This window comes from Paludifilum halophilum, from assembly GCF_002245355.1.
Lineage (GTDB): Bacteria > Bacillota > Bacilli > Thermoactinomycetales > DSM-45169 > Paludifilum > Paludifilum halophilum.
Window position 1 is genome coordinate 98044 of sequence record NZ_NOWF01000008.1, and the last position, 25074, is coordinate 123117.

Genomic DNA, 25074 nt, shown 5'->3' on the forward strand with positions numbered 1-25074 from the left:
ATCCTCCCATTGTGCGGAGGATCTGCAAAAGGATCATGAATCTTTGTTGCGTTCGCGAACGCGAAACAGCGGCGGAACGGGATTGGGACTGGCCATTGCGAAGGAATTTGTGGAGGCCCCATAACGGAACCATTCATGTGAAAAGCCGTCCGGGTCGGGGTACCACCTTCACCGTCCGGTTTCCTTTTTAACCCGGAAGATTGTCGAAAGATGAAATTTTACTTTCGACAACTCGGCCAATATCAGACATAGAAATCAATAAAGGGATAAGAAGTGATTTTATTAGATAGAAAATGATGATTATATTAAAAATAAATAAAAATAGTTGATAATTTTCCTGAATGGAATTAAAATAGAAAGACAATATCTCCCTGGGACCTGGCTGGATTCTGTCCGTCGGCGGGTAGAGATCGAGGCTGGAGGGCAACCCGGCGCGAAGTCGGAAATCGGTCCCTGTACCCAGTTATCGTGAATGAGACCCTGGAACTGGTGATGAAGCCGGCGAATGGTGCGGCCCGGTCCGGAGGTGTAAGACATGAGCCGTCGCTGGGTAGACGTTTGGCTGACTGTTTTTTTCGGTCTTCCGGTGTTGATCGCTTTTCTCTATGTGGCGGTGTACCAGGGGCTCGTGGTGTCGAAAGATTTTTACTGGTTTTGGCTGGGGGAGACCTTCTTTTATTTGGGGCTTCCTGCAGTGGCGTTAGCAACGTGGCGAATCCACTGGGGTAAGAGGCACCCGGTCGGCTATGCGCTCATCACGCTATTGATGATGATCGGGATTATTTACATGGGAGGCAAGGACTGGGTCAGTCATTCCGGGGAGGTCTCCTCGGCCAGGCTCGTACCCCTCGGGATTTCCCAAGATCAGTTGGTGACGGCGGAGAGGAGCTATTCCATTCCCTATTTTCCCTATGACGAAGATCGGTTGATTCGGGCCGTCCGACAGAAAGAACCCGTTGAAGTCCATCAAGTGGAAGGAAAAAATACCATCTTGGCTTTTGCCGAAGAGGATTATATCTCCTATCCCTGGACAGAGCGGGCGTTGGATGTCGGGCTGGGCCTGTTGGCCGCCGGAGTGTTTACGGTTTTTTTTCTTGTGGCGATGGGAATCTGGTGGCGAAGTTACTGTATCAAAGGGGAAAATCTGATGATAACCCGATGGGGACGCCGAACCGTCGTTTCTTTGTTGGAAGCGATTCAGATTCGGTTGGATCGCGAGAGGGAGGAGGTCCGGGTGGAGACAGAGGAAGTGGTGTACTGCTTTCCCTATGAGAAGAAATTGGCGGAGGAAATCAAGTCCGCGGCTGTGCGGGTGGGGCTGATCTCCCTGGACGGAGGGAGTCGTTGGTTCCGCAGGAGGCAGTATCGGGAACTCCGCATTGAACCTCAATGTTTATTACTGATCAGCGACATAGAGGAAGCCATCCCTCTGGCGGATATTGTGTCGATGGGCTGGGAGGGCGCTGTCCGTATCACGACGGAAGAGGGTTCAGACTATTTGGTAACGGATGAACGGTATACCGATCGGGCCTGGTTTGAGGAATTGGCGAAAAGAGTCAAGCGGATATGGTTCCGGGAGGGATGGCCCTACACCGTTGAAGTAGATCCTTCATCCGGCGGCATGTTTCTGACTTCCCACCTTCCGTCGGAGGAAGAACGCTGACGAAACAAGCCAGGAGACCGGATTTATGATTGGCGGTCCGCCGAAGAGGTGTCGGAAGGCTTTTCTCGGCGTCGATGTCGGAAGAGCCGGGCAACCAGACGAGCGATCCAGGTGCGGGGAAGAAACCGGGGCAGTGAAGTCATCATCCAGTTACCCGCACCGGTGATGACTACGGGCCTTTGCTGTTCAAAGGCGAGAATCCCTTGACGGGCCACCTCCTCCGCCTTCATCGGTCGGTTTTGGAGAATGCCTGTCCGTTCCGCGAACTCACTGCGAGTGCTTCCGGGGCATACGGCTGTAACTGTGACACCGGTCCCTTTCAGCTCGGCGGCCAAGGCTTCACTGTAATGGAGGACAAATGCCTTGGTTGCCCCGTATCCTGCCATATAAGGGGTCGGCAAAAAGGAGGAAGTGGAGGCGATATGGATTACTCCTCCGGTTTTCCGTTTGATCATCCCGGGAAGAACAGCCCGGGTGAGGGCGACGAGAGCGGAGATGTTGACGCGAATCATCCGTTGCTCTTCTGCCGGATCCAATTGTTCCGATGATCCGTAAAGCCCGACACCGGCGTTGTTGACGAGCACATCCACGACGTTTTCCTCAAGAAGCCGGAGGATATGGGAAAGGGACCTTTCGTCGGCCAAGTCCGCGGTCCAAATATCGGCGGTTCCTCCTTGTTCTTCGATACGTTCTTTCAAGTGTTGCAGGCGGTCTTCCCTCCGAGCAACCAGGATAACACGGTATCCTTTTTGCGATAGTTCCCAGGCGAAGGCTTTGCCGATTCCGGAGGAAGAACCGGTAATCAGAGCGGTGGGCAAGATCATCACCTCCGGTGACCATCGGTGTAACGTTTTCGTCTTATGTTGAGTGTGCCGGTTGATGTTCCATTCGTCAACACCTCCGAAAGAGATTGTGGAATCCAAGTTGCTTTCGGGAGGTGTCGATGATGATCGGGAAATGGGATGATCGTCTATTTTGGTCCGGTTGGTTATGTACCCATAGCGATCCTTCTTCCGCGACATAAGGTGTAGGGAGTCTGCGGAAGGAGGATGAATGTTGAGTACTTTACAACGGCTTTGCAATCGGTTTGCGCGGATTGTCCAAGGACAGCCGCTGGTGGTTAACGGAGTTTGTTTTGTCCAAAAATTCCGCAACATACGGGCGACCATTTTGGGCCGCCGGACCCGTTCACCTTTGGTATTGCCCACGTTTTTTACCTTTGAGTCAATCGACAGGAAGGGTCGGGCGTTGAATCTGGGGGAAACCGTTATTTTACAGGAGGAGATTAATCCTTTTATTTCTGCGCTTCGCCGCAGAGGAATCATCGTAACGGCCCTCCATAACCATTGGCTTTTTGAGAGACCGCGTCTGATGTACATTCATTTCGAGTCTGTTGAAAATCCCATCGTTTTTGCTCGAAAGGTCGCCGAAGCCCTGAAAGTGTTGAAAAACTGAACACCCCTCGCCGGGGTGTTCGGTTTGAATCCGGGTTGATTTACCTTTGGAAAAAGCTTTTCAATACAAACAGGGCGTTGGCCGGGCGTTCGGCGATGCGGCGGGTGAAGTAGGGGTACCAGTCTTTTCCATAGGGAGTGTAGACCCGGACTTTGTACCCCTCGGCGGCCAGTTCCTTTTGCAGGGCGGTTCGGATGCCGTACAGCATTTGAAACTCGTAGAGGTTGTCGGGAATCCCGTTTTTCTTCACGAAGGATTTGGTCCAGTCGATGATTGCTTCGTCATGGGTGGCAACGGCGGTGTAGCAGCCGTTTTTCAAGTGGATTTCCACCAGCTTCCGGTAAGCTTTGTCGACGTCTCGTTTTTCGGGAAAGGCGACTTCCTTCGGTTCCTTGTAAGCTCCTTTGACGATGCGCAGATTGGCCCCCAGCTCGCCCAGCCGTTTTACATCTTCCTCCGAACGGTACAGGTAGGATTGAATGACCAGACCGATGTGTTCTTTTCCGTATTTCCCCAGCAGGGTGGTGAACAGATCGATGGTCTTCTCCACCCGTGGGGAGTCCTCCATATCGATGCGTACAAAATTACCGGTTTCCTTCGCTTTGGCAGTGACCCGGTCCATATTTTCCAGACAGAAGTCGTAGTCGATATCCAGGCCCAGTTGTGTCAGTTTGACCGATATATTGGAGTTTACTCCTTCCTCCGCAATGACATCGAAAGATTCGACAGCGGACTGGGTGGCCGAACGGGCTTTTTCCTTCGTATACACACTTTCTCCCAGCAGGTCCAGAGTGAGAACTCGACTGTCCTGATTGATTTCTTTCGCTGTTTGAATCGTATCGGTCATATTTTCTCCCGCCACGAACCGGGAGGCTCCGAGTTTCATTCCGTATTTGGAGACGAAGCGGGTGATGAGAGGGTTGGCCGATACGGTCAGGATCGCTTTGCGCAATAGGGACATGATCAACCCTCACTTTCCGGCCAAATGATGGCCCTCGTTGGTGGAGCAACAGATATAAACCGCTTTCATTATACGATAATTTCCGAAAAGGGGAACTCCACCCTCTTCTCTGATGTTTTTGGTTGCCCGGGGTCTCCGGGGCTTTATTTTTTCGATGCGAGATTCCTAAAGAGACCCGAAAACGGATGCTTGATACGAATCCATTTATGAAGATGTTTTTTGTCGGGTCGATGAGGTCCGGCTCCCGATGGAACAGTGTTCATCGCATCCCCCGGCGGGGATGATCGTACGCTTGCCGGCGATCCAGTCGTATACGCGTTGACCGATGCCCAGACGGCGGGACAGGATGAGTAACGGCCAGAAAGGCCAGAGGAGCGGAAGACGGCTGACCATCTGGATGATCCCATCGATTCCCTCGTGAAAGTGTAGTCCGTCCTTCGTGCTGTGCAGCCGTTTTTCCAGACGGTCGGGGTCAAGGCCGTAAGAGGCCGTCACACCGGGCTCCCGGAAGGAGACAAAATGAATCAGGCCGAATCCGTCCAATTTTTTGGCTGTGTGGACACTGCGGGTACAAAAGGGACACCAACCGTCATAAAAGACCGTGATTTTCCGGCGGGTGAGGAAGCCGACCCGCTCTCCGACGCGATTCATCCAGAGCCCTCCTTTGGCTCCCAGGGATCGGGCGCGTTCGGCCCAGAACCGATAGTCCCGGTCGCTGAGCAGGATCCATTCACAGCCGATCATGTACCAGGAGAACAGGGCCAAATTCATCATCAGGCCGACCCCGGTGTGAAACAGGAAAGCGGCGATGACTGCGGCATATTTCGTATATCGGTTCAACAGCAAAAAGGGGAAGGCGATCTGAAACAGGACCGACGAATAGGTGAGAAAAACGACCAGAGACTCCGACTGCCACAGCCTGTCGCTGATTCCCGGCCAGAAGTAGTCCTGAACCCGCATGGCGTAGTAAACGGCGGTCCCTCCCTGCCACATGGATCCCATCACTTTATAGATCCCTGCATTAAAATACAGGAGCAACAATTGCAAAATGATCGCAAACACGGCAAAGTTGTGCAGAACGGCGGCAAAAGGGCGTAAGGTGCTTTCCCCCGTGAGCGGCGGTTTGCGCCTTCGGCGGTCCAGGGAGAGTCGGGCTCCGGCGTTGGCGAAGAGCAGAAAGAACAACACGATTCGGACCAGGTTATCTCCACCATTGGTAATAAAGGGTGTCCGGTAATAAAGGGACCAAAACAGGATAAACGTACATACGGTTGTGATCCGGGTACGGTAGCCCAGGGTGAACAGGAGGACGACCAGGATCCCTCCGTGGTAGATCCCTTCAAAAACCCACGGGGCATCACTCAGATGAAACAGGGTGTAGATTCCCCGCTCCTCGGCTCCCGACAGAAATTCCCCGATGGGCCATAGACCTTTCTCTCCCCATAGCAGATGGCGCTCCGGGTAATGGTCGATCAGGTGAAACAGGATACCCAATCCGATGGTCATTCGCAGTAGACCGGCACCGATCAGCATGTGCTCCCTCGTAAGGAAGTCTTCGATGCGCCGGATCATCGGGGCCACTCCTTCGCTGCAGCGGAATCCACCGGGGAATAAGGCATCCAATCGGTCTCCTGAAAATGAAGGGTCCCCGTATCATCGGGTTTGTGCCGTTGATCGAACCGGGGGAAGGTGTTGGAGACGACCCGGACTTTGATTTGTCGAATGCGTTTGCCGGAAAAGGTGGGTCCGACGGCTGTGGAGGCGGCCCGTTGAATCATCCATTTTCCCCTCTTCTTACGGTCGGCTTCTTCGTCCAGGAAGGACTGGCTCCCCGATTCCATATAGCGGAGCACGCGGGCTTCCGAGGAAATCCGGCTTTCTTGGTGTTTGAGAACCAAGGGTTGGGTGATATCCTTCCAGTCCGTCTCGGTGAGCCCTCCGGTTTGCGGATTCTCCACCTTCATTTTTACCCACAGGCTTTGATGTTGAGAGACTGGATTGGGCGCGAACAGTTTCCAGTTTTGCGTAAACCACGGATCCATATAATCGTGAAGGAAATCCCAGGCCTTTGTTTTTACCGGGTTGTCCGGCGATAAATAAAGAGAAGCCACGGAGAAATGCAAGATGAGGGATCCTGCCAACAACAAGATCCACAGCAACAGAGCGATTCGTTTTACCTTCACGGGGATCACCTCGCGCTAGCGGGATCATCATTTTTATCCATGATATCATACCGGGATCCGGCGACCGTTTTTTGATGGATTCAATTTTAACCGAACGTTAATCCCTTTTTTGTTTAAGATGGAACAAAATGAAGAGGAGAGTGATTTTCCCTTCCATTTTAGCATGAAGAGAGGGATCGGTAAGATTTTGTGGAAGAGAGGGCTGAAGGTTGTACAGGAGAATGGAGGAAGGTTTGAATGAACGGAATTTTCGTCTGATGGGCCGGGGGTTTCTGATGTTGGCGGTTTTCAGCGGTTTGGCATGGATGTTTTTAGGAACCTCAAAGGAAGAGCAGGCGTTGGGTTACGAGCCGAAAGGTCGGGAGTGGACGGGCTCCTGGGCGGCCAGTCCCCAGTATCCTTCTGATGTGGCGGAGGAGGGGGTTTCTAATCGGACGGTCCGCCTCATTGTCCACCCCCATCTGGAAGGGAAACGGGTGCGGCTCCGCCTTTCCAACGCTTTCGGTACCCGACCGGTCACGTTCGGTGAGGTGAGTATCGCCCGGGCGGAGGAAGGGGCCGCGATCGATCCCGGGACCAGCCGTCGGGTCACTTTTAACGGGGAAACCTCGGTGACGGTGCCTGTCGGGGGTGAAGTTCAGAGCGACCCAGTTTCCTTCAAGGTGAAAGCGGGGGAGAATTTGGCGGTCAGCCTGTATGTCCCCCGGGACAGCGGACCGGCGACATGGCATCGCCTGGCGAAACAAGCGTCCTACCTGTCGAGGTCGGGAAACCATGTTTCCGACAGGGAAGGAGAGGATTTTACAACCCAGGTGTACGCCTGGTATTGGTTGACGGGTGTCGATGTAACCGCCCATCCCGGGACCAGGGGAGCGATCGTGTGTCTGGGGGATTCCATTACGGATGGAGCAGGATCCACCAGCGGGGCCAACCATCGGTATCCCGACTTTTTGTCCCGGCGGCTGCAGGCGGAAGAGATTCCCATGTCCGTTCTCAATGCGGGTATCTCCGGTAATAAGATTTTGCGGGATGATCCCGTCTACGGTCCGAAAGCCCTGGAGCGGCTGGATCGGGACGTGCTGAATCAGTCAGGAGTGACCGATGTCATCTTTCTGGAGGGGATTAACGATATCGGCCACCTCCCCCACAATTACGACACTGATGAAATCATCGCCGGGATGAAGGAGATCATTCAACGGGTTCACGCTCAGGATCTAAAAATCTACGGCGGTACTCTGGCTCCCTATGAAGGAGCTTCCTTTTACACGGAGGAAGGAGAAGCCACCCGGCAAGAAGTGAACCGATGGATCCGAAACAGCCATGCCTTTGATGGAGTGATCGATTTCGATAAAGTTCTGCGGGATCCCGAACATCCGACCCGGTTATTTCCGGCCTATGACTCCGGCGATCATCTTCACCCCAATGACGCCGGTTATGAAGCCATGGCCGAGGCAATTGATCTGAGCCGGTTTCAATGAATCGAATGCATCCGTGCGATGAGCCAACGCCCGCATCCTTACCCCTGCGCCTCGGGAAGGGATGCGGGCGTTTTCTCTTTTCCCGATGTTTCACCGATCAGGGGCGGTTGTATGAAAAACAAGGTCTTGTCACAGGGGGTGGGGGGAAGAAGCGCCATACTTTGTGCTATACTGTCATAGGAAGGGCTTAATAGGAAGGTCGGATCGGGAAAAGGGCCTAAAGGCCTATCCCCAAACCTATATACGGAGGTGGAACCATTGGCGATTTCCCGCGAGCAGGTTGAACATGTAGCCCGGTTGGCACGGCTGGATTTGACGGAGGAGGAAGCCCGTCTGTACACCGAGCAGCTGAACGATATATTGGGGTTTGCGGAAAAGCTGAATGAGCTGGATACGAAGGATATCGAGCCTACCAGCCATGTTCGGCCCATGGCCAATGCCCTGCGGGAGGACGAAGCGCGTCCTTCACTGTCCCGGGAGCAGGCGCTGGCCAATGCGCCGGAGAGTCGGGACGGAATGTTTGAAGTTCCGGCGGTATTCGAGAAATAAAGGAGGAAAACGATGTCGCTCTTGAAACAATCCCTGAATGAGATACATAAGCGGCGGAAGAGCAGGGAGTTATCCGCTCAAGATCTGTTGGACGCTTCCCTGTCCCGGATCCGGGAGACGGATGATAGAATCGGTGCTTTTTTGAAGCTGGACGAGGAAGGAGCCCGGAAACGGGCCGAGCGGATCGATGAGGGAGACGAAGATCCGGGTTTGCTGGCGGGACTGCCGGTGGGAATCAAGGACAACATCTCCACAAAAGCCTTGTCCACCACTGCCGGAAGCCGTATTTTGGGCGATTACGCGCCGCTGTATGATGCGACTGTGATGGAAAAATTGGAGCATTCCCGGGCCAATATGGTGGGAAAGACGAACATGGACGAGTTCGGGATGGGTTCGTCCAATGAAAACTCCGGGTTTCACCCGGTTCGAAACCCCTGGGACTTCGATCGCGTCCCCGGCGGCTCCAGCGGGGGTTCTGCGGCGGCAGTGGCCGCCGGACAAGTTTCCTTTGCCCTGGGTTCCGATACCGGCGGCTCCATCCGTCAACCCGCCGCTTTCTGCGGTGTTGTGGGGATGAAACCCACCTACAGCCGGGTATCCCGTTTCGGTTTGGTCGCCTTTGCCTCCTCTTTGGATCAGATCGGCCCCCTGACTCGGAACGTGGAGGATGCGGCAGTCGTCATGCAGTCCATCGCCGGTTTTGATGCCAAGGATTCCACATCCGCCGATGTGGAGGTGCCGGATTATCTCTCCGCTTTGAATGGGGAGGTTAAAGGTCTGAAAGTGGCCGTCCCCCGGGAAATGATGGGAGAAGGGGTGGACGCCGGCGTCAGGGAAAAGATCCGGCAGGCTTTAAAGGTGCTGGAGGATTTGGGTGCCGTCGTCGAAGAAGTCTCTCTTCCCCATTCGGAATATGCCGTCGCTACCTACTATCTGCTGGCCCCGGCGGAGGCCTCCTCCAACTTGGCCCGGTATGACGGGGTGCGGTATGGTGCCCGGGTGGAAGGGGACAACCTGGTCGATATGTACAACCGGACCCGTAGCTCCGGTTTCGGACCGGAAGTGAAACGCCGGATCATGCTGGGAACTTATGCCCTTTCCTCCGGGTACTATGACGCCTATTACCTGAAAGCGCAAAAGGTCCGTACTCTGATCCGCCGGGATTATGAGGAAATCTTCCAGTCCTACGACGTCGTGGTGGGTCCGACGGCTCCGACGACCGCCTTCCGGATCGGGGAAAAGACGGAGGATCCCCTGACCATGTACCTGAACGACATTTGTACCATCCCGGTCAGTCTGGCGGGTCTTCCGGCGGTCAGCGTCCCCTGCGGTCTGTCCGACGGTCTGCCTGTGGGATTGCAGATTATCGGCAAGCCTTTTGATGAATCCGGGGTGTTGAAAGTGGCTCACGCTTATGAGCAGAACGGGGAGCGGTTACCGGAACCGCGGATCGGAGGTGACGCGCGATGAGTCGATATGAGACCGTGATCGGACTGGAAGTCCATGCGGAACTATCCACGGAATCCAAGATCTTCTGCGGCTGTTCCACCCGCTTCGGAGCTCCGCCCAATACGCAAACCTGCCCGATCTGTCTCGGTCATCCCGGAGTTCTTCCGGTGCTGAACCGCCAGGCGGTGGAGTTCGCCATGAAAGCCGCTTTGGCTCTCAACTGCGACATCGCCGATACGAGCAAATTTGACCGGAAGAATTATTTTTACCCGGATCTGCCCAAGGCGTATCAGATTTCCCAGTATGATCAGCCGATCGGCGCAAACGGCTGGATCGAGATTGAAGTCGACGGGAAGAAGAAGCGGATTGGGATTACCCGTGTCCATCTGGAAGAGGACGCCGGCAAGCTGAACCACTCGGAAAACGGTGATGGTTCCCTGGTGGACTACAACCGGGTCGGGGTTCCCCTGATCGAAATCGTGTCCGAGCCGGACATGCGTTCTCCTCAGGAAGGCCGGGCTTATCTGGAGAAGTTAAAGCAGATCCTGCAGTACACCGGCGTTTCCGATGTGAAGATGGAGGAAGGATCCCTGCGCTGTGATGCCAACATCAGTTTGCGTCCAAAAGAGCAGGAAGCCTTCGGGACCAAGACGGAAATGAAAAATCTCAACTCCTTCCGCAACGTGGAGCGGGCGCTGGAATACGAACAGAAGCGTCAGGCTGATGTACTCGATGAAGGCGGGACGATTGTACAGCAAACCATGCGCTGGCTGGAGAACGAAAACCGGACCAAGGTGATGCGCAGTAAGGAAGAGGCTCACGATTACCGTTACTTCCCGGAGCCGGATCTGGTTCAGTTGAAAATCGACGAAGGTTGGAAGAAGAAGGTCCAGGCTTCCCTGCCCGAACTGCCCGATGCCCGCCGGGAACGGTATATGGGTGAATATGGACTGTCCGCCTATGATGCCGGCCTTTTGACGGCGTCCAAGCCGATCGCCGACTTTTTTGACCAAGTCGCCGCCGAGGGAGCCGATACCAAGGCCGCTACCAACTGGATTACCGGAGAGTTGCTCGGTTATCTGAACACCCGGGACCAGGAGCTTTCCGATACCCAGATTACTCCGAAGTCATTAGCCGGGATGATCGGTCTGATCGAAAAGGGAACGATCAGCAACACGATCGGCAAAAAGGTGTTTAAAGAGCTCCTGGAAAAGGGTGGCGACCCGGGCGAAATGGTCGAGGAAAAAGGTTGGGTTCAGATCAGTGACGAAGGGAAACTGAAGGAGATCGTCACGGAAGTGGTTTCCGCCAACCCGCAGTCGGTCACCGATCTGAAAAACGGAAAAGATCGGGCCCTCGGCTTTTTGGTCGGCCAAGTGATGAAAGCGACCAAAGGAAAGGCCAACCCGAAGCTGGTTAACCAGCTCATCCGTGAGCATATTGGTCTTTAAACGGGTTTGGCCCGTCTGCTGAGGGCAGTCCGACCATGGGTAAATGAGGTGTTTTAATGATCCAAATCCTGTATGGGGCGATTGTGGTAATTTTCTTGGCGATGGGGGGCTACCATCTGCAGGAAAACCCACCCTTCGCCGTTCACAATTTAGTGATCGCCCTTTACTTTTTCATCATCCTGTTCGAGTTTCGTGGAAAACCTTTTTCCCGAGGCATTTACATGCTTTTGGCTTTCCTGCTTTTGGGGAATGCGGGGATTCAGTTTTTCTATGCGGAGAACAATGCGATCTCCGGTCTGATCAGTCTGTTCTTCGCCTATTTCGCATTGCAGGCACGCCGCCGGATCAATCAATAACCGGTTTCGGGAGAAGCCCGAGACTGCTGACCCAGACAGGGGGTCAGCAGTCTTTTTTCTTACCGAATGATAGTGGAGTTCCTATCTCGATTCTCTTCTTCGTCTTGAGATGCTTGACTGCCTGGGATTCTCCTTGTTTAAAAGGGATTTTCTGCATAAGATCAACCCCTGTCGTTGCACAATAGGATAAGCGGGATTTGTGTCAAACACCGAAAAGGGGGCACATATTTATGCGACAGCAAACCCAGCTGCAACAGGCACTGCGAGATGCACAGCAAGCCCAGCAAGCGGTTCAGCAAGCGCAAAACCAGGGGGATCCGCAGGAGCTTCAGCAGGCTCAACAACAATTGGAGCAGGCTCAGCAACGGCTTCAACAATTCCAAGATGAGGCCGAAGGGGATCCACAAGAAAAACAGCGACTGCAACAGGCCTTGCGGGATATCGGCCTGGCCCAGCAAAGTGCTCGGGAGTCCCAAAACATTAGCAACCCTTCGGATTTTCACCAATGGTAAGAACAAGCCCCCGTTGATCCGGCGGGGGCTTCAGACTGTTTCATCCTTTTTTTGTGCAGGGGAGCCGACTGTGGTAATCTGAACATAAATATGAATCGGAAGGGGGCCGCTGGACAGTGGCCCTTTATTTGGATGGCGGGGAGGAGAGTTGGTTCCAGCGGCGGATGCCTACGAGTTCCTTGCTGTAAACCATCGTTTCCTGCAGAGAACGTTGGGTGAAATCCAGCCAGGCGATCAAGTTTTCCACTGCGGGTTTTACCGGCGGTGAAGCGGATCGCTTCATCGCCATCAGGCCCCCCCGCCTGATCCGGTCGTGGTGACGGGCTCTGTACAGGGAAACGACGAGATCGGATAAAACGGCTTCGTGCCAGTCTTGAAGGCTGATCCGCTGTAGAGATCCCCATGCCGTTAAGCGATGGTGCGAGGTGTGTACATTTTCCCGTTGAAGATCGAGGAGTCCTTCCAGCTTTCGAGGGTTACCGGTTGAGGACATTTGCGAACTGATGGATAGAACCATCGCTTCTCCCCGCAGGCTGAAGTTTAGAGCCCGCTGAGCCGGGCTGAGGCAGGAGGGTCGAGGACCGTCGGGAGAGGTTTGTGTTTTACGGTGAAGGTCGGGGGTCATTTTCGGGACCTCCTTTGTTCCATTCCGTTCTAACCAATGTATGCGACGGAGGAGAGGATTAAGCTCAAGAGGCGAAAGAAGGGTGGTTCGGTATGAGGCGGGTCCGTTTGATCTATAACCGAACAGCGGGCAAGGAAACGATAGAACGGATGTTGCCGCGAATCCTGGAACGACTGGAGGGGTACGGTTTGGAAACATCCTGCCATGCCACTCGTTGCCCGGGAGATGCTGAGCGGGCGGCGGAGGAGGCCGTGAAACGGGGGTTTGACATTGTGGTCGTCGCCGGAGGTGACGGGACGGTCCACGAAGTGATTAACGGACTGGCCCCCGCTTCCGAGCGTCCCCGTCTCGGAATCCTTCCCTGTGGAACCAGCAACGATTTGGCCCGAGCGTTGCACATCCCGAAAGATCTTCTCAAGGCCTGTGATATCATTGGTGACGGTTTTTTTCATCCGATGGACATCGGCCGAGTGCAGGGGAAATTTTTTATCAATGTAGCGGCGGCGGGATGGTTGACCGAAGTGACCTATCGGGTGCCGAGCCGGTTAAAAACATTATTGGGTCAAGCGGCCTATTACGCCAAGGGGCTGGAGAGAATGAACCACCTGATGCGCCCCTTTCAGGTACGGATGGTGTCGCCGGAGCGGGAAGTGAGCGAGGAGGTGGTTTTGTTTCTCGTGGCCAACAGTTCCTCTGTCGGCGGATTTGACCAATTGGTGCCGAAAGCCGATCTCGCCGACGGAAAACTGGATGTTTTAGTGGTGCGAAAAACCGGACTCCCTCATTTGATCCAGTTGTTCGGTTCCGTATTAAAAGGGGAGCATCTGAATGATGAACGAATCCTTTATTTTCAAACCGATCAGCTGAGTGTCTTTCCGGAAGAACCGATGAAATTGAACCTGGACGGCGAATGGGGCGGTGATCTTTCCGGCCGTTTCCAGGCTTTGCCCGGATGGATCGATGTTTTTTGCGGAAAAAGAGAAAAACCGATCCCTTTCGAACATTGAATGAAGGTTTGGCTGACCGTATTGACATATGGATGAGATCGGTTAAAATTTTTGTTCACAAATCATTTCTCAGAGGGGATTTCGCGATGAAACATCCCATCCGACCGATTTTGTTATCATTCCTATCCGTGTGTGTTCTGTTCAGCGGTTGTACCCCTCTGAACGGAGATCAAGAAGACCCGGAAAACCTGGAGGCCAAAAAAGAACAAGAGCAACAGGAAAAACTGAAACAGATGTCGGCTGAGGAGATTATCGATCATTCTCTGTCAGCGATGGAAAAAATGAAGGGTTATCGCTGGAAGAGTAGCAACAAGCAACAGTATTCGTTTTCGAAAAAACCGAAAAAAGATACGACTGTGGTCGGGGAGCAACAGGTGGATGTGATCTCCCGCCCTCTCCGGATCCACGTGGAGGGAACGTTGTCTTTTTCCCGCGAACTGGAGAGCCAAACGAAACCCCAAAAAGGGTATGTCACGGACAAAAAAGCCTATCTGTTTACGAACAACCGCTGGTACTGGAAAAAGCGGTCCGGCTCCGAGGAAGAGATGAAGGTTTATACGGATCCGTTGTGGGTTTTAAGAGAAGTTCAAAAGCGCGGCAAGGATTTCAAGGTGGACCGGGAGGGGCGGGAGATCATTCTCTCCGCTGCCCTGGAGGGCTCTTCCGTGGATCCGTTTGTCGATCGGCGCTCTCTGGAGTTAGCTTCCATCCACCGCAAGGACGACCTTCCCTTTCGTGATGAAAAGATGATGCTGCGCATCCAAGTCGATAAAAAAACCCTTCGTTTAAGCAGAATGGAACAGGCCGTCGAGTTTGAAACTGCCGTTGACAAACAAAAAGTTCGTTCCCGTCAGGAATGGACCCATGTGTTGAAGGGGAAAGTCAGCGAGATTGCCATTCCCGAGCGAATTCGCAACACGGCTGCCCCCTTGCCGGAAGAGGAGCAGGACGAAAAAAGCTCTTCCCGTTGACGGAAGTCATTCGCGGAACCGAAAAGCGATGGACAGCTACCGGCCGTAGTTGACATCGCTTTTTTGGTATTCAAGAATGTTTTTGAATGAGAAAAGGAGACGTCGATTCAATGACCCCAAAAAAGCCCCCGGTTCGCCCGGGAGAAACGATAACACTGGAGATACACGGAAATAGCCACACCGGGGACGGTGTCGGCCGTTTTGAGGGATTTACCGTTTTTGTGCCGCAAACCGTTTCCGGAGAACGGGTTCGGGCTCGAATAACCAAAGTGAAGAAATCTTACGCCCACGCCCGGTTGACGGAACGTCTGAAGGAGAGTCCGGACCGGGTGGAACCGCCCTGTCCTGTCTTTGAGCGGTGCGGAGGTTGTCAGTTGCAACATGTCGCCTATCCGGCTCAGTTGAAGATGAAACGGCAGCAAGTGGCGGACAGTTTCCAACGGATTGGAGGAATGACCGGGGTGACTATTCACCCGGTGATCGGGATGGAGGAACCTCGGAACTATCGCAACAAGGCGCAGGTGCCCTTCGGGTGGCGGAAGGGACGGGTGGCGGCCGGTTTTTATGCCGCCGGTTCTCACGAGATCGTAGATATTGAAGACTGCTTGATTCAACAGTCGGAGAATGACCAGGCGGTTCAGACGGTCAAGAAAATGGTGGAACAGTTGAAGATTCCGCCCTATGATGAGAAGTCCCACAAGGGGATTTTGCGCCATGTCATGGTGCGTACCGGTGTGAACACCGGGGAGGTGATGGTTGTGCTGGTTACCAACGGAAGTCGTCTCCCAAACAGGGGAAAGCTGGTTAAAGCCCTGCGGGAAGAGATTCCGGGACTCGCCTCGGTCATTCAGAATATCCATCCCCGGCGGACGAATGTCGTTTTGGGTCGGGAGAACCGCCTCCTCTGGGGACAGCCCGCTATCCATGACTTGATCGGAGATGTCCGGTTCGCTATTTCTCCCCATTCTTTCTTTCAGGTGAACCCTTCCCAGACGGAAGTTCTTTATCAACAGGTGAAAAAATATGCCGCCCTCAGCGGGGAGGAAACCGTGATTGACGCTTATTGCGGCATCGGTACCATCGCTCTCTATCTGGCCGGGGATGCGGCCGAGGTATACGGGGTGGAATCCGTTGCCCAAGCGGTGGAGGATGCCCGCCATAACGCCGAACTGAACGGGATCCGGCATACTGTATTTGAATCCGGTGCCGCCGAGGAAGTGATGCCCCGTTGGGCTGAGGAGGGGATCCGGCCCGATGTCATCGTTGTCGATCCGCCGCGAAAGGGTTGCGCCCTGGAACTGTTGGATGCTGTTGTGGAGATGGGTCCTGATCGGCTCGTCTATGTCTCCTGCAATCCGGCCACCTTGGCCCGGGATGCGGCGTATCTGTCGGAACGGAACTACCGAACCGAAGAAGTTCAACCGGTGGACATGTTTCCCCACACCAGTCATGTGGAGACTATAACGTTGCTACAACGACAAACTTTATAGAAATCCTTAGTTTCAAGCACTTTCACAAGCACTTTGTGTTTGTAGGAGAAGGTGAAAAAAACAGAAATAAGGTACTGAAAAACCACATTACTGTTTCGGTGGTAATTGATCTGGGGTGTGGGAACACAAGGGAATAAAAAGTTTAACTTAAATAGATTTCATTATTTTTAGGCGCTCAATTAAATTGAGCGTCTTTTTTTATGCTCAAAAATAAAAATTAGAGGTGAAATATGGTCGAACTAAAATTAGGAAGTCTATTTGATGGAATTGGTGTATTTCCATTAGCAGCCTCTCGTTACGGAATAAAGCCAACATGGGCAAGTGAAGTAGAGAAAGCACCTATCTCTATTACAAAATGGCATTTTCCCAACATGTTACATCTAGGAGATATTACAAAAATAGATGGTGGAAAAATACCACCTGTTCATGTCATTACATTTGGTTCTCCATGTCAGAATCTATCAAATATTGGGAAAAGAGAGGGTCTTGCGGGAAGTCAATCTGGTTTATTTTATCAAGCCATACGAATCATTGAAGAAATGAGGTGTGCAACAAATGGAACATATCCAGTTATCACTGTTTGGGAAAACGTCATGGGAGCTTTTTCATCAAATAACAGGTTGGATTTTAAGGCCGTGCTGGAGTCGTTCACAAATACCGAAATTCCAATTCCTGCTTCTGGAGTCTGGGCAAACGCTGGAATGGTGCGAGGGAATGATGTTGATGTGTGTTGGCGATTGTTGGACGCCCAATATTGGGGAAAACCCACTCTCGCTCAAAGAAGAAGACGTATCTTTCTCGTGGCAGATTTTAGAGGAAACCGTTCCGGAGAAATATTATTTAAAGCCCGCGATTTGCAATCGTTTCCTCCGTCTTGCGGAAAGAGCAGGCTGCCCTCCACCAGCGCCAGTCGAATATCTTCTCAAAAAACAAGGAGGAAAATACCCGTCGTCCGTCCCTTTCAAGAAAGACGCATGCGAAGCACCGCAAAAGATAAAAACAGAACAGGATTCATTGGAAGTTTTGGACGGACAAATGACCCTTTCCCCACATTGTTAGCTGGTGCAGTCAATATCTTTTCTTTTTGGTATGAAGGCATGGAAAAAGAGGGTTTTATCCGACAACTCACTCCATTGGAATGTGAACGTTTAATGGGATTACCGGAGAACTGGACAGCTTTAGGGAATAAAGGTGAGGCCATTAGTGATTATGCAAGATACAAAGCGCTTGGAAATGCGATTGCTCTACCATGCGCTGAATATATCATGGGCGGTATTGCAGAAGTTTTATAGATAGACATACTAATGTGTAGCAAATTCGATCTGTCATGCTTTTTTTATTGGCCAGAACAAGGAAGGAGTGTGTTTTCTTTGGAAGGAAATGAAGAAAAGGTGATGGAATGGATCGATGATCATTTTGATTTGAATGAGATTGAGATTGAGGATTTTCCTTTTTTTCCAAACGGAAAATTGATTCGTGATAAGCAAGGGGAGACGATGGTTGTTTTTTGGTGTGTGATTTATGGGCGTGTGGATTATCGGTTTCAAGAAGCGTAAGGAGCATGGTATGCGATGGATATTTCTCGTTCACCTCCTTTTGGTTTTTTCACTTTAGCGCATTGATGAAATTAATAATAAGAAAAGAGGTATGTATCATGGAATTAAAATACGTAATTCCCAATATGGAAAAGACATTTGGAAATTTAGAATATGCAGGAGAAGGTAAAGTCGAACAGCGACGAATTAATGGACGTATGACGACACTATCTCGCAGCTATAATCTATATTCCGATATTCAACGTGCAGATGATATTGCGGTGGTTCTCCCACAAGAAGCAGGAGAAAAATTCTTTGAACACGAGGAAAAAGTAAAATTAGTCAATGCAAGAATCACCGCAGAGGGTTATAAAATTGGAGAACGTGGTTTCACAAATTATATTTTACATGCAGATGACATGGTAAAGGCATAAGGAGGAAAAGAGATGAGATTAGCACAAGGTATTGTCATTGATAAAGAAAAGACATTTGGCTTATTAAAGTTTTCTGCATTACGACGTGAAGTTTTCCTTCAAAATGAAGATGGAACGGTATCATCGGAAGTTAAGGAGCGCACATATGACTTAAAGTCTCGTGAACAAGGTCGCATGATTCAAGTGAGTATTCCTGCTTCAGTTCCGTTAAAAGAGTTTGACTATAATGCAGAAGTAGAACTCATTAACCCTGTCGCAGATACGGTCGCAAATGCAACGTTTCGTGGAGCGGATGTTGATTGGTACATTAAAGCAGATGATTTAATTCTAAAGGAAAAAGCAGTAACATCGGCTGGCAATACTCAAAAAGCTGCGCTTAACAAGGATAAATAATGAAACTTTACCGAAGAAGAGGGAAACGGATTCGATCCAGTGATGCTTCCCTCCTTTTTCAGTTTGTATTCTTTGGGCTGGTAGGTGTATGGCTCGCTTCTTTTATCCCTTTTCATCTGTCATTTTTACTTTCTACAACATGGCAGCTTGATCTAGTTCAAGCACATTTTATGAGTACGTATGGATTGGTTTCATTGGTGATTAGTCTAGTAATGGTCGCTTGTTGTGCTTTTGTTTATTATCGGTATCGCTATAACCATATTAAACAGATTATTCACCGTCAAAAGCTCGCAAAAATGATTTTAGAAAATCAATGGTATGAAACAAAGCAAGACGCTCAAGAGGGTTTCTTTAAGGACATACCATCAGGAAAAACAAAGGAAAAAATCAGCCATTTTCCAAAAATGTATTATCGGTATGAAAAAGGGATGATTCATATTCAAGTAGAAATTACACTTGGCAAATATCAAGAGCCACTTTTAAATTTAGAAAAAAAGTTAGAAAGTGGTCTGTACTGTGAATTGGTATCGAAAGAATTACATGATTCCTATGTTGAGTACGTCCTGTTCTATGATATGATTGCGAACCGGATTTCGATTGATGAAGTCATCGCACAAAACGGTAGCTTAAAGCTAATGGACTCGATGTATTGGGAATATGATAAACTTCCGCATATGTTAATCGCTGGAGGAACAGGCGGTGGGAAGACATATTTTATTCTCACACTAATTGAAGCCCTATTAAAAACAAATGCGAAATTGTATATCTTAGATCCGAAAAATGCTGATTTAGCAGACTTAGCAACTGTTATGACTGATGTCTATTATAAAAAGGAAGACATGATGACATGTATTGACCAATTTTATGAAGATATGATGGCTCGTAGTGAAGAAATGAAACAGATGGAGGGCTATAAGACAGGGGAAAACTATGCTTATTTGGGCTTATTCCCTCACTTTTTAGTCTTTGATGAATATGTCGCATTTATGGAAATGCTTGCTTCTAAGGAAAATACAGCGGTGCTTACCAAGCTAAAACAGATTGTTATGTTAGGACGACAAGCAGGATTCTTCCTTATTCTCGCCTGTCAACGACCAGATGCAAAATATCTAGGAGATGGAATTCGTGATCAATTTAATTTTCGAGTTGCTTTAGGAAGAATGTCAGAACTAGGATACGGCATGATGTTTGGAAGCGACGTACAAAAACAATTTTTCTTAAAACAGATCAAAGGACGTGGATATGTAGATAAAGGAGATAATGTCATTACTGAATTTTACACACCACTTGTGCCAAAGGATCATGATTTTTTAAAAGAGATAGAGAAACTAGCTCAATAAAGGCTGCCCAGTGCGGCGGCGTGCGAAGCGAAAGCCGCTGTGCTGGGCCAAGCCTTAACCCCCCATTTCTAACAGGGGGGTAGAAAAACAATAAGAAACTGTTCCAAAAGTCAATAACACCAGATGGCACAACGGTTTGGAACATATGAAGAAGATGTCAGCTTTTAACCTTTAGTTGACATCTTTTTTAGTTTGGAGGAATGCACATGAATCAAGTACCTTGGTATCAACGATTAAAAGAAAAACGATTGGAATACGGGGTATCGCAAAATAAGTTAGCTGTTCATATTGGAATTTCAAGACAATATATTAGCGAAATTGAAACAGGAAAAGTAACTCCTTCCGAATCGTTGAAAAATTCCTTGTTCGATATTTTGGAGCAATTTAATCCAAATGCTCCGCTGGAAATCTTGTTTGATTATGTGCGGATTCGATTTTTAACAACAAATCCGAAGCCTGTCATTGAAGATATTTTGAAATTGAAAATGGAATATATGTTACATGAGGATTATGCGTTTTACTCCTATATGGAACAATACGTTTTTGGCGATATTGTCATCATGGTTTCTCCTGATGAAGACAAAGGCTGTTTACTCGAACTTAAAGGCAAAGGATGCAGACAATTTGAGAATTTCTTATTAGCTCAGCAACGGACTTGGTTTGACTTTTTTATGGATGTATTTCGTGATGGTGGGGTTTTTAAACGAATTGATCTTGCGATAAACGATAAGACAAATATATTAGATATTCCATTTCTAACAGAAAAATGCCGTAATGAAGAATGTATCTCTGTTTTTCGTAGTTTTAAAAGTTATCGTTCTGGTGAACTTGTACAGAATGAAGAAAAGCCTGACATGGGAAATACCTTATATATTGGTTCTTTAAAAAGTGACGTGTACTTCTGTGCGTATGAAAAGGATTATGAACAATACGTGAAACATGGAACATCACTCGAAGATACAGACGTGAAAAACCGTTTTGAAATTCGTTTAAAGAATGATCGTGCTTACCATGCGGTTGTGGATTTAATGATGTATGAAGACGCTGGACGGACTGCTTTTTCCATTATTAATCGGTATATTCGTTTTGTTGATAAAGACGAGAAAAAGCGTCGTAGCAGTTGGGAAATCAATAAAGAATGGCAACGATTTATTGATTTAGGTACGGATAGAAAAATCTCTTTAACAACAAAGCCTGAACCTTATACGTTTGAAAAATCACTAAGATGGCTTGCACGTCAAGTTGCACCTACTTGGAAACTGGCGACAAAGATAGATGAACTCAATCAAACCAGTGTAATCAAGGATATGTTAGAGCAGGTAGAGTTATCCGAACGACACCAAAAGATACTCATGCAACAAACCATCCCTATCGAGAAAGTGATCCAACCACTGGTAGATATGAATGATTAACGAATGAAGGGAGAAATTCAAATGAACTTTGGGCAGAATTTGTACAATTGGTTTCTTAGTAATGCGCAATCCTTAGTATTGATGGCGATTGTCGTGATTGGAATTTATTTAGGCTTTAAACGGGAGTTTTCCAAGCTGATTGGCTTTTTAATTATTGCGTTGGTTGCAGTGGGTTTAGTCTTTAATGCAAGTGGAGTGAAAGATGTATTGTTAAACCTATTTAATCGAATCATCGGGGCTTAAATGTACCGTTTTTTTGTGGAAGATAAGTGGTCTTCTTATGTTCTGCAAAAAAATGGTGAACCAAACGGTAGTGCGGTAGGGATTAACAAGCTTATTTTGTGTAACAGCAGATAAAACGCTGCTGCTTTTTTTATGGTTATTTTTAATAAAAAGGATGTGATAACCAATGGAAATGCAGGTCTATATAGCTAATCTCGGAAAATATAATGAGGGTGAATTGGTTGGTGCTTGGTTTACCCCACCCATTGATATAGAAGATGTGAAAGAACGTATTGGTTTAAATGACGAATATGAAGAATATGCAATTCATGATTTCGAGTTGCCCTTTGAAGTGGATGAATATACGCCGATTTCTGAAATCAATCGGTTATGTGCAATGGTGCAAGAAATCGAAGGCTCTCCTTTATATGATGCACTATCAGAAGTGCAAGGCTATTGGTTTGATAGTTTGGAAGAATTACTGGAACATCAGGATGACATCATTTGTTATTCTGATTGTGAAGATATGGAAGATGTTGCGAGATATTTGATAGAAGAAACAGGCGTACTTGGAGAAGTCCCTGCTAACTTACAGAATTATATTGATTACAGAGCTTTTGGACGTGACCTTGAAATTGAAGGCAGCTTTCTTGTGACGTCACATGGTGTATTTGAATATGTTCAATAGATGAAGAAGCAGCTTGTTCCCGTACAGGCTGCTTTTCTATGTACGAAAGGATGATTTTATATGAAAAAACTAAAGAGTTATACCCGTATTTGGTCAGTCGAAAAAGTGATTTATGCCATTAATGATTTTCGTTTACCATTTCCCGTAACATTCAATCAAATGTCATGGTTTGTACTTTCACTCTTAGTCGTCATGTTGTTAGGAAATCTTCCCCCACTTTCCTTAATCGATGGAGCGTTATTAAAATATGTCGGAATACCAGTTGGTTTGACATGGTTTATGAGTCAGAAAACATTTGACGGCAAAAAACCGTATAGCTTTCTCAAGTCCGTATTGACTTATTTGTTTCGTCCTAAAGTCACTTATGCAGGGAAACCCATCAAACTAAAACGTGTGAAAATAAATGAAAACATGACAGCTGTAAGGAGTGAATTGCATGCGCTATCCGATTAAATACATGGAAAATAATCTTGTCTTTAACCATGATGGGGAATGTTTTGCATACTATGAGTTACTTCCCTATAACTATTCATTTCTCTCACCAGAAGAAAAAATGCAGGTACATGATCACTTTCGTCAGTTGATTGCGCAAAATCAGGACGGTAAAATTCATGCTTTACAGATTAGTACCGCAAGCAGTATCCGATCAGCGCAGGAACGAAGTAAAGAGTTAGTGACAGGACGATTACATGAGGTTGCTTATGAGCGCATTGACGACCAAACAGAAGCGCTTGTTTCCATGATTGGTGAACATCAAGTAGACTACCGTTTCTTTATCGGTTTTAAGCTGTTGCTGAATGAAGAAGAAGTCAGTATGAAATCAATGGGGAACTCCATTAAAAATTTGCTTTCTTCTTTTGTCCGTGATGTGAATCATCATCTGATGGGCGATTTTGTTTCCATGCCTCATGATGAAATTAGACGTTTCCTTAAAATGGAGTCTTTATTACAAAACAAAATTTCAAGACGTTTTAAGATACGTCCTTTAGATAAAAATGACTTTGGTTATCTAATTGAACATCTTCATGGGCAATCAGGAATTGCTTATGAAGAGTATGATTATATTCTCCCACTAAAAAAATTTAAAAAGGAAACTTTAGTCAAACGTTATGACATCATTAAGCCAACACGTTGTCTGATTGAAGAAAATCAACGTTATTTAAAAATTGAACAGGAAGAACAAACCACTTATGTAGCCTATTTTACGATTAATTCAATTGTTGGTGATCTTGAATTTCCATCGGATGAAATCTTTTATTATCAGCAACAACAATTTGATTTTCCGATTGACACATCTATGAATGTAGAAATTGTAACGAACAAAAAAGCACTAACTACGATTAGGAATAAGAAAAAGGAACTCAAAGACTTGGATAATCACGCTTGGGAGTCCGATAACGAAACTGGAAATAATGTATTAGAAGCCTTGGAACAGGTAAATGAATTAGAAGATGTGCTTGATCAAAGTAAAGAATCGATGTATAAGTTAAGCTATGTTATTCGGGTTTCTGCTTCCAACTTGGATGAACTCAAACAGCGTTGTAATGAGGTAAAAGATTTTTATGATGACTTAAATGTAAAACTCGTTCGCCCATTCGGGGATATGATTGGTTTACACGGAGAATTTATTCCCGCCAGTAAACGTTATATGAATGACTATATTCAGTACGTGACCTCTGATTTTTTAGCAGGTCTAGGATTTGGTGCAACACAAATGCTTGGAGAAACAGAAGGAATATACATTGGCTATAACTTGGATACAGGACGTAATGTTTATTTGAATCCCAGTCTAGCGAGTCAAGGTGTAAAAGGTTCGGTCACCAATGCGTTAGCTTCTGCGTTCTTAGGTTCACTTGGTGGCGGAAAATCTTTTAGTAATAATCTGCTTGTCTATTATGCGGTTCTCTTTGGTGGTCAGGCTCTCATTGTTGACCCAAAGGCAGAACGGGGAAACTGGAAAAAGACATTGCCTGAAATGGCCCATGAAATAAATATTGTGAATTTAACAAGTGATGATCACAATAAAGGATTGCTTGACCCGTATGTCATTATGAAAAAGAAAAAGGATTCGGAAAGTCTTGCGATTGATATACTCACATTCCTTACAGGTATATCGAGTCGGGATGGTGAGAAATTTCCTGTGTTAAGAAGGGCGATACGAGCCGTGAGTCAACAGGAGGAACGTGGTTTAATGCTTGTCATCCATGAACTAAGAAGTGACCCTAATCCATTAGCTGGTCCTATCGCTGACCATATCGAAAGTTTTACCGACTATGACTTTGCCCACCTTCTGTTTTCAGATGGAACAGTGAAAAACTCGATTAGCTTAGAAAAACAATTAAATATCATTCAAGTGGCGGATTTAGTGTTACCAGATGCAGAAACAAGATTTGAAGAATATACGACGATGGAGTTACTTAGCGTCGCTATGCTTATTGTCATTTCTACATTTGCATTGGATTTTATCCATTCGGATCGCAGTGTATTCAAAATCGTGGATTTAGACGAAGCCTGGTCATTCTTGCAAGTAGCACAAGGAAAGACATTATCTAACAAACTAGTACGAGCAGGGCGTGCGATGAATGCGGGTGTGTACTTCGTCACGCAAAATGCGGATGATCTAACCGATGAAAAACTAAAAAATAATATCGGTGTAAAGTTTGCTTTTCGTTCTAGGGATATAAATGAAATAAAAAAGACACTTGAATTTTTTGGAGTAGATAAAGAAGATGAAGGGAATCAAAGGAAACTTCGGGAACTGGAAAACGGTCAATGTTTAATTCAAGATTTGTATGGGCGTGTTGGAACTATTCAAGTCCATCCTGTCTTTGAAGATTTATTTGATGCTTTTGATACTCGACCACCTACCAAGGAGAATGAAACGAGGTGACGATGTGAAC

26 protein-coding genes and 1 pseudogene are annotated in these 25074 nt (G+C 48.1%); 22 read left to right on the forward strand and 5 right to left on the reverse strand.

The annotated features are described in order from the left end of the window. Positions 1-49 precede the first annotated feature (49 nt). Both CHM34_RS20365 and CHM34_RS13430 read left to right on the forward strand, forming a co-directional pair. Positions 50-191: pseudogene (locus CHM34_RS20365) on the forward strand (ATP-binding protein); the annotation flags it as partial. Positions 192-535: 344 nt separating this feature from the next. After that, positions 536-1663 carry a hypothetical protein gene (locus tag CHM34_RS13430; RefSeq protein WP_094265134.1) on the forward strand — a complete coding sequence of 376 codons (1128 nt, stop codon included), beginning with the start codon at positions 536-538 and terminating at the stop codon, positions 1661-1663. Positions 1664-1686: 23 nt separating this feature from the next. On the opposite strand, the gene CHM34_RS13435 is transcribed toward CHM34_RS13430, so the two are convergent. After that, positions 1687-2481, reverse strand: a complete 795-nt coding sequence (locus CHM34_RS13435; protein WP_169713734.1) for an SDR family NAD(P)-dependent oxidoreductase — start codon at positions 2479-2481, stop codon at positions 1687-1689. Between the two features lie 238 nt (positions 2482-2719). Here CHM34_RS13435 and CHM34_RS13440 point away from each other — a divergent pair, with 238 nt between their 5' ends. Next, entirely contained in the window at positions 2720-3118 is a 399-nt protein-coding gene (locus CHM34_RS13440) for a DUF1259 domain-containing protein (RefSeq protein ID WP_240512023.1), read from the forward strand. Between the two features lie 40 nt (positions 3119-3158). Here CHM34_RS13440 and CHM34_RS13445 read toward each other — a convergent pair whose 3' ends face one another. The 3 genes from CHM34_RS13445 to CHM34_RS13455 form a co-directional block, all read right to left on the reverse strand. Next, a complete protein-coding gene (locus tag CHM34_RS13445; RefSeq protein ID WP_240512024.1) occupies positions 3159-4079 on the reverse strand; it encodes a proline dehydrogenase family protein in 921 nt (306 codons plus the stop codon). Between the two features lie 204 nt (positions 4080-4283). Further along, positions 4284-5651: a DCC1-like thiol-disulfide oxidoreductase family protein gene (locus tag CHM34_RS13450; RefSeq protein WP_094265137.1), complete on the reverse strand. Its 1368-nt coding sequence runs from the start codon at positions 5649-5651 to the stop codon at positions 4284-4286. After that, positions 5648-6262, reverse strand: a complete 615-nt coding sequence (locus CHM34_RS13455) for a DUF5819 family protein (protein WP_094265138.1) — start codon at positions 6260-6262, stop codon at positions 5648-5650. Before CHM34_RS13455 ends, CHM34_RS13450 begins: the two co-directional genes overlap by 4 nt. Before the next feature lie 209 nt (positions 6263-6471). Here CHM34_RS13455 and CHM34_RS13460 point away from each other — a divergent pair, with 209 nt between their 5' ends. The 6 genes from CHM34_RS13460 to CHM34_RS13485 all read left to right on the forward strand — a co-directional run bounded on the left by CHM34_RS13460 (position 6472) and on the right by CHM34_RS13485 (position 12057). Then, positions 6472-7740, forward strand: coding sequence for an SGNH/GDSL hydrolase family protein (locus tag CHM34_RS13460; RefSeq protein ID WP_206093811.1), 1269 nt, complete (start codon positions 6472-6474; stop codon positions 7738-7740). A gap of 258 nt (positions 7741-7998) precedes the next feature. After that, the gene (gatC, locus tag CHM34_RS13465) at positions 7999-8289 is read left to right on the forward strand and encodes an Asp-tRNA(Asn)/Glu-tRNA(Gln) amidotransferase subunit GatC (protein ID WP_094265139.1); all 291 of its coding nucleotides are present in this window, start codon (positions 7999-8001) and stop codon (positions 8287-8289) included. A 12-nt stretch (positions 8290-8301) separates the two neighbouring features. Next, the gene (gatA, locus tag CHM34_RS13470) at positions 8302-9759 is read left to right on the forward strand and encodes an Asp-tRNA(Asn)/Glu-tRNA(Gln) amidotransferase subunit GatA (protein ID WP_094265140.1); all 1458 of its coding nucleotides are present in this window, start codon (positions 8302-8304) and stop codon (positions 9757-9759) included. Continuing rightward, positions 9756-11189 carry an Asp-tRNA(Asn)/Glu-tRNA(Gln) amidotransferase subunit GatB gene (gene gatB, locus CHM34_RS13475; RefSeq protein ID WP_094265141.1) on the forward strand — a complete coding sequence of 478 codons (1434 nt, stop codon included), beginning with the start codon at positions 9756-9758 and terminating at the stop codon, positions 11187-11189. Before gatA ends, gatB begins: the two co-directional genes overlap by 4 nt. A gap of 56 nt (positions 11190-11245) precedes the next feature. Continuing rightward, positions 11246-11545: a hypothetical protein gene (locus CHM34_RS13480; RefSeq protein ID WP_094265142.1), complete on the forward strand. Its 300-nt coding sequence runs from the start codon at positions 11246-11248 to the stop codon at positions 11543-11545. A gap of 230 nt (positions 11546-11775) precedes the next feature. Beyond that, positions 11776-12057, forward strand: a complete 282-nt coding sequence (locus CHM34_RS13485) for a hypothetical protein (RefSeq protein ID WP_094265143.1) — start codon at positions 11776-11778, stop codon at positions 12055-12057. Between the two features lie 124 nt (positions 12058-12181). On the opposite strand, the gene CHM34_RS13490 is transcribed toward CHM34_RS13485, so the two are convergent. Further along, positions 12182-12682: a hypothetical protein gene (locus CHM34_RS13490; RefSeq protein ID WP_094265144.1), complete on the reverse strand. Its 501-nt coding sequence runs from the start codon at positions 12680-12682 to the stop codon at positions 12182-12184. 92 nt (positions 12683-12774) lie between these two features. Between CHM34_RS13490 and CHM34_RS13495 the strand changes: the two genes are divergently transcribed. From CHM34_RS13495 to tcpF, 13 genes are all read left to right on the forward strand, one after another. After that, positions 12775-13689: a YegS/Rv2252/BmrU family lipid kinase gene (locus CHM34_RS13495; RefSeq protein ID WP_094265145.1), complete on the forward strand. Its 915-nt coding sequence runs from the start codon at positions 12775-12777 to the stop codon at positions 13687-13689. Positions 13690-13775: 86 nt separating this feature from the next. Further along, positions 13776-14660: a DUF6612 family protein gene (locus CHM34_RS13500; protein ID WP_141201720.1), complete on the forward strand. Its 885-nt coding sequence runs from the start codon at positions 13776-13778 to the stop codon at positions 14658-14660. A gap of 110 nt (positions 14661-14770) precedes the next feature. Further along, on the forward strand, positions 14771-16150 hold the full coding sequence (rlmD, locus tag CHM34_RS13505; protein ID WP_094265147.1) for a 23S rRNA (uracil(1939)-C(5))-methyltransferase RlmD: 1380 nt from the start codon (positions 14771-14773) through the stop codon (positions 16148-16150). 230 nt (positions 16151-16380) lie between these two features. After that, positions 16381-17442: a DNA cytosine methyltransferase gene (locus CHM34_RS13515; protein WP_094265149.1), complete on the forward strand. Its 1062-nt coding sequence runs from the start codon at positions 16381-16383 to the stop codon at positions 17440-17442. A gap of 69 nt (positions 17443-17511) precedes the next feature. Beyond that, positions 17512-17706 carry a hypothetical protein gene (locus CHM34_RS13520; protein ID WP_094265150.1) on the forward strand — a complete coding sequence of 65 codons (195 nt, stop codon included), beginning with the start codon at positions 17512-17514 and terminating at the stop codon, positions 17704-17706. A gap of 98 nt (positions 17707-17804) precedes the next feature. Beyond that, positions 17805-18119: a YdcP family protein gene (locus tag CHM34_RS13525; RefSeq protein WP_094265151.1), complete on the forward strand. Its 315-nt coding sequence runs from the start codon at positions 17805-17807 to the stop codon at positions 18117-18119. A 12-nt stretch (positions 18120-18131) separates the two neighbouring features. Continuing rightward, the gene (locus tag CHM34_RS13530; protein ID WP_094265152.1) at positions 18132-18512 is read left to right on the forward strand and encodes a YdcP family protein; all 381 of its coding nucleotides are present in this window, start codon (positions 18132-18134) and stop codon (positions 18510-18512) included. Next, complete coding sequence (locus CHM34_RS13535; RefSeq protein WP_094265153.1) at positions 18512-19852, forward strand: FtsK/SpoIIIE domain-containing protein; 1341 nt, start codon at positions 18512-18514, stop codon at positions 19850-19852. Before CHM34_RS13530 ends, CHM34_RS13535 begins: the two co-directional genes overlap by 1 nt. A 206-nt stretch (positions 19853-20058) precedes the next feature. Further along, positions 20059-21264 carry a MobT family relaxase gene (mobT, locus tag CHM34_RS13540; protein ID WP_094265154.1) on the forward strand — a complete coding sequence of 402 codons (1206 nt, stop codon included), beginning with the start codon at positions 20059-20061 and terminating at the stop codon, positions 21262-21264. 21 nt (positions 21265-21285) lie between these two features. After that, entirely contained in the window at positions 21286-21507 is a 222-nt protein-coding gene (locus CHM34_RS13545) for a hypothetical protein (RefSeq protein WP_017473211.1), read from the forward strand. A 166-nt stretch (positions 21508-21673) separates the two neighbouring features. Then, positions 21674-22174 carry an antirestriction protein ArdA gene (locus tag CHM34_RS13550; RefSeq protein ID WP_094265155.1) on the forward strand — a complete coding sequence of 167 codons (501 nt, stop codon included), beginning with the start codon at positions 21674-21676 and terminating at the stop codon, positions 22172-22174. A gap of 60 nt (positions 22175-22234) precedes the next feature. Continuing rightward, positions 22235-22627: a conjugal transfer protein gene (locus CHM34_RS13555; RefSeq protein ID WP_094265156.1), complete on the forward strand. Its 393-nt coding sequence runs from the start codon at positions 22235-22237 to the stop codon at positions 22625-22627. Further along, positions 22611-25064, forward strand: a complete 2454-nt coding sequence (tcpF, locus tag CHM34_RS13560) for a conjugal transfer ATPase TcpF (RefSeq protein ID WP_094265157.1) — start codon at positions 22611-22613, stop codon at positions 25062-25064. The genes CHM34_RS13555 and tcpF overlap by 17 nt, the downstream gene beginning before the upstream one ends. Positions 25065-25074 lie beyond the last annotated feature (10 nt).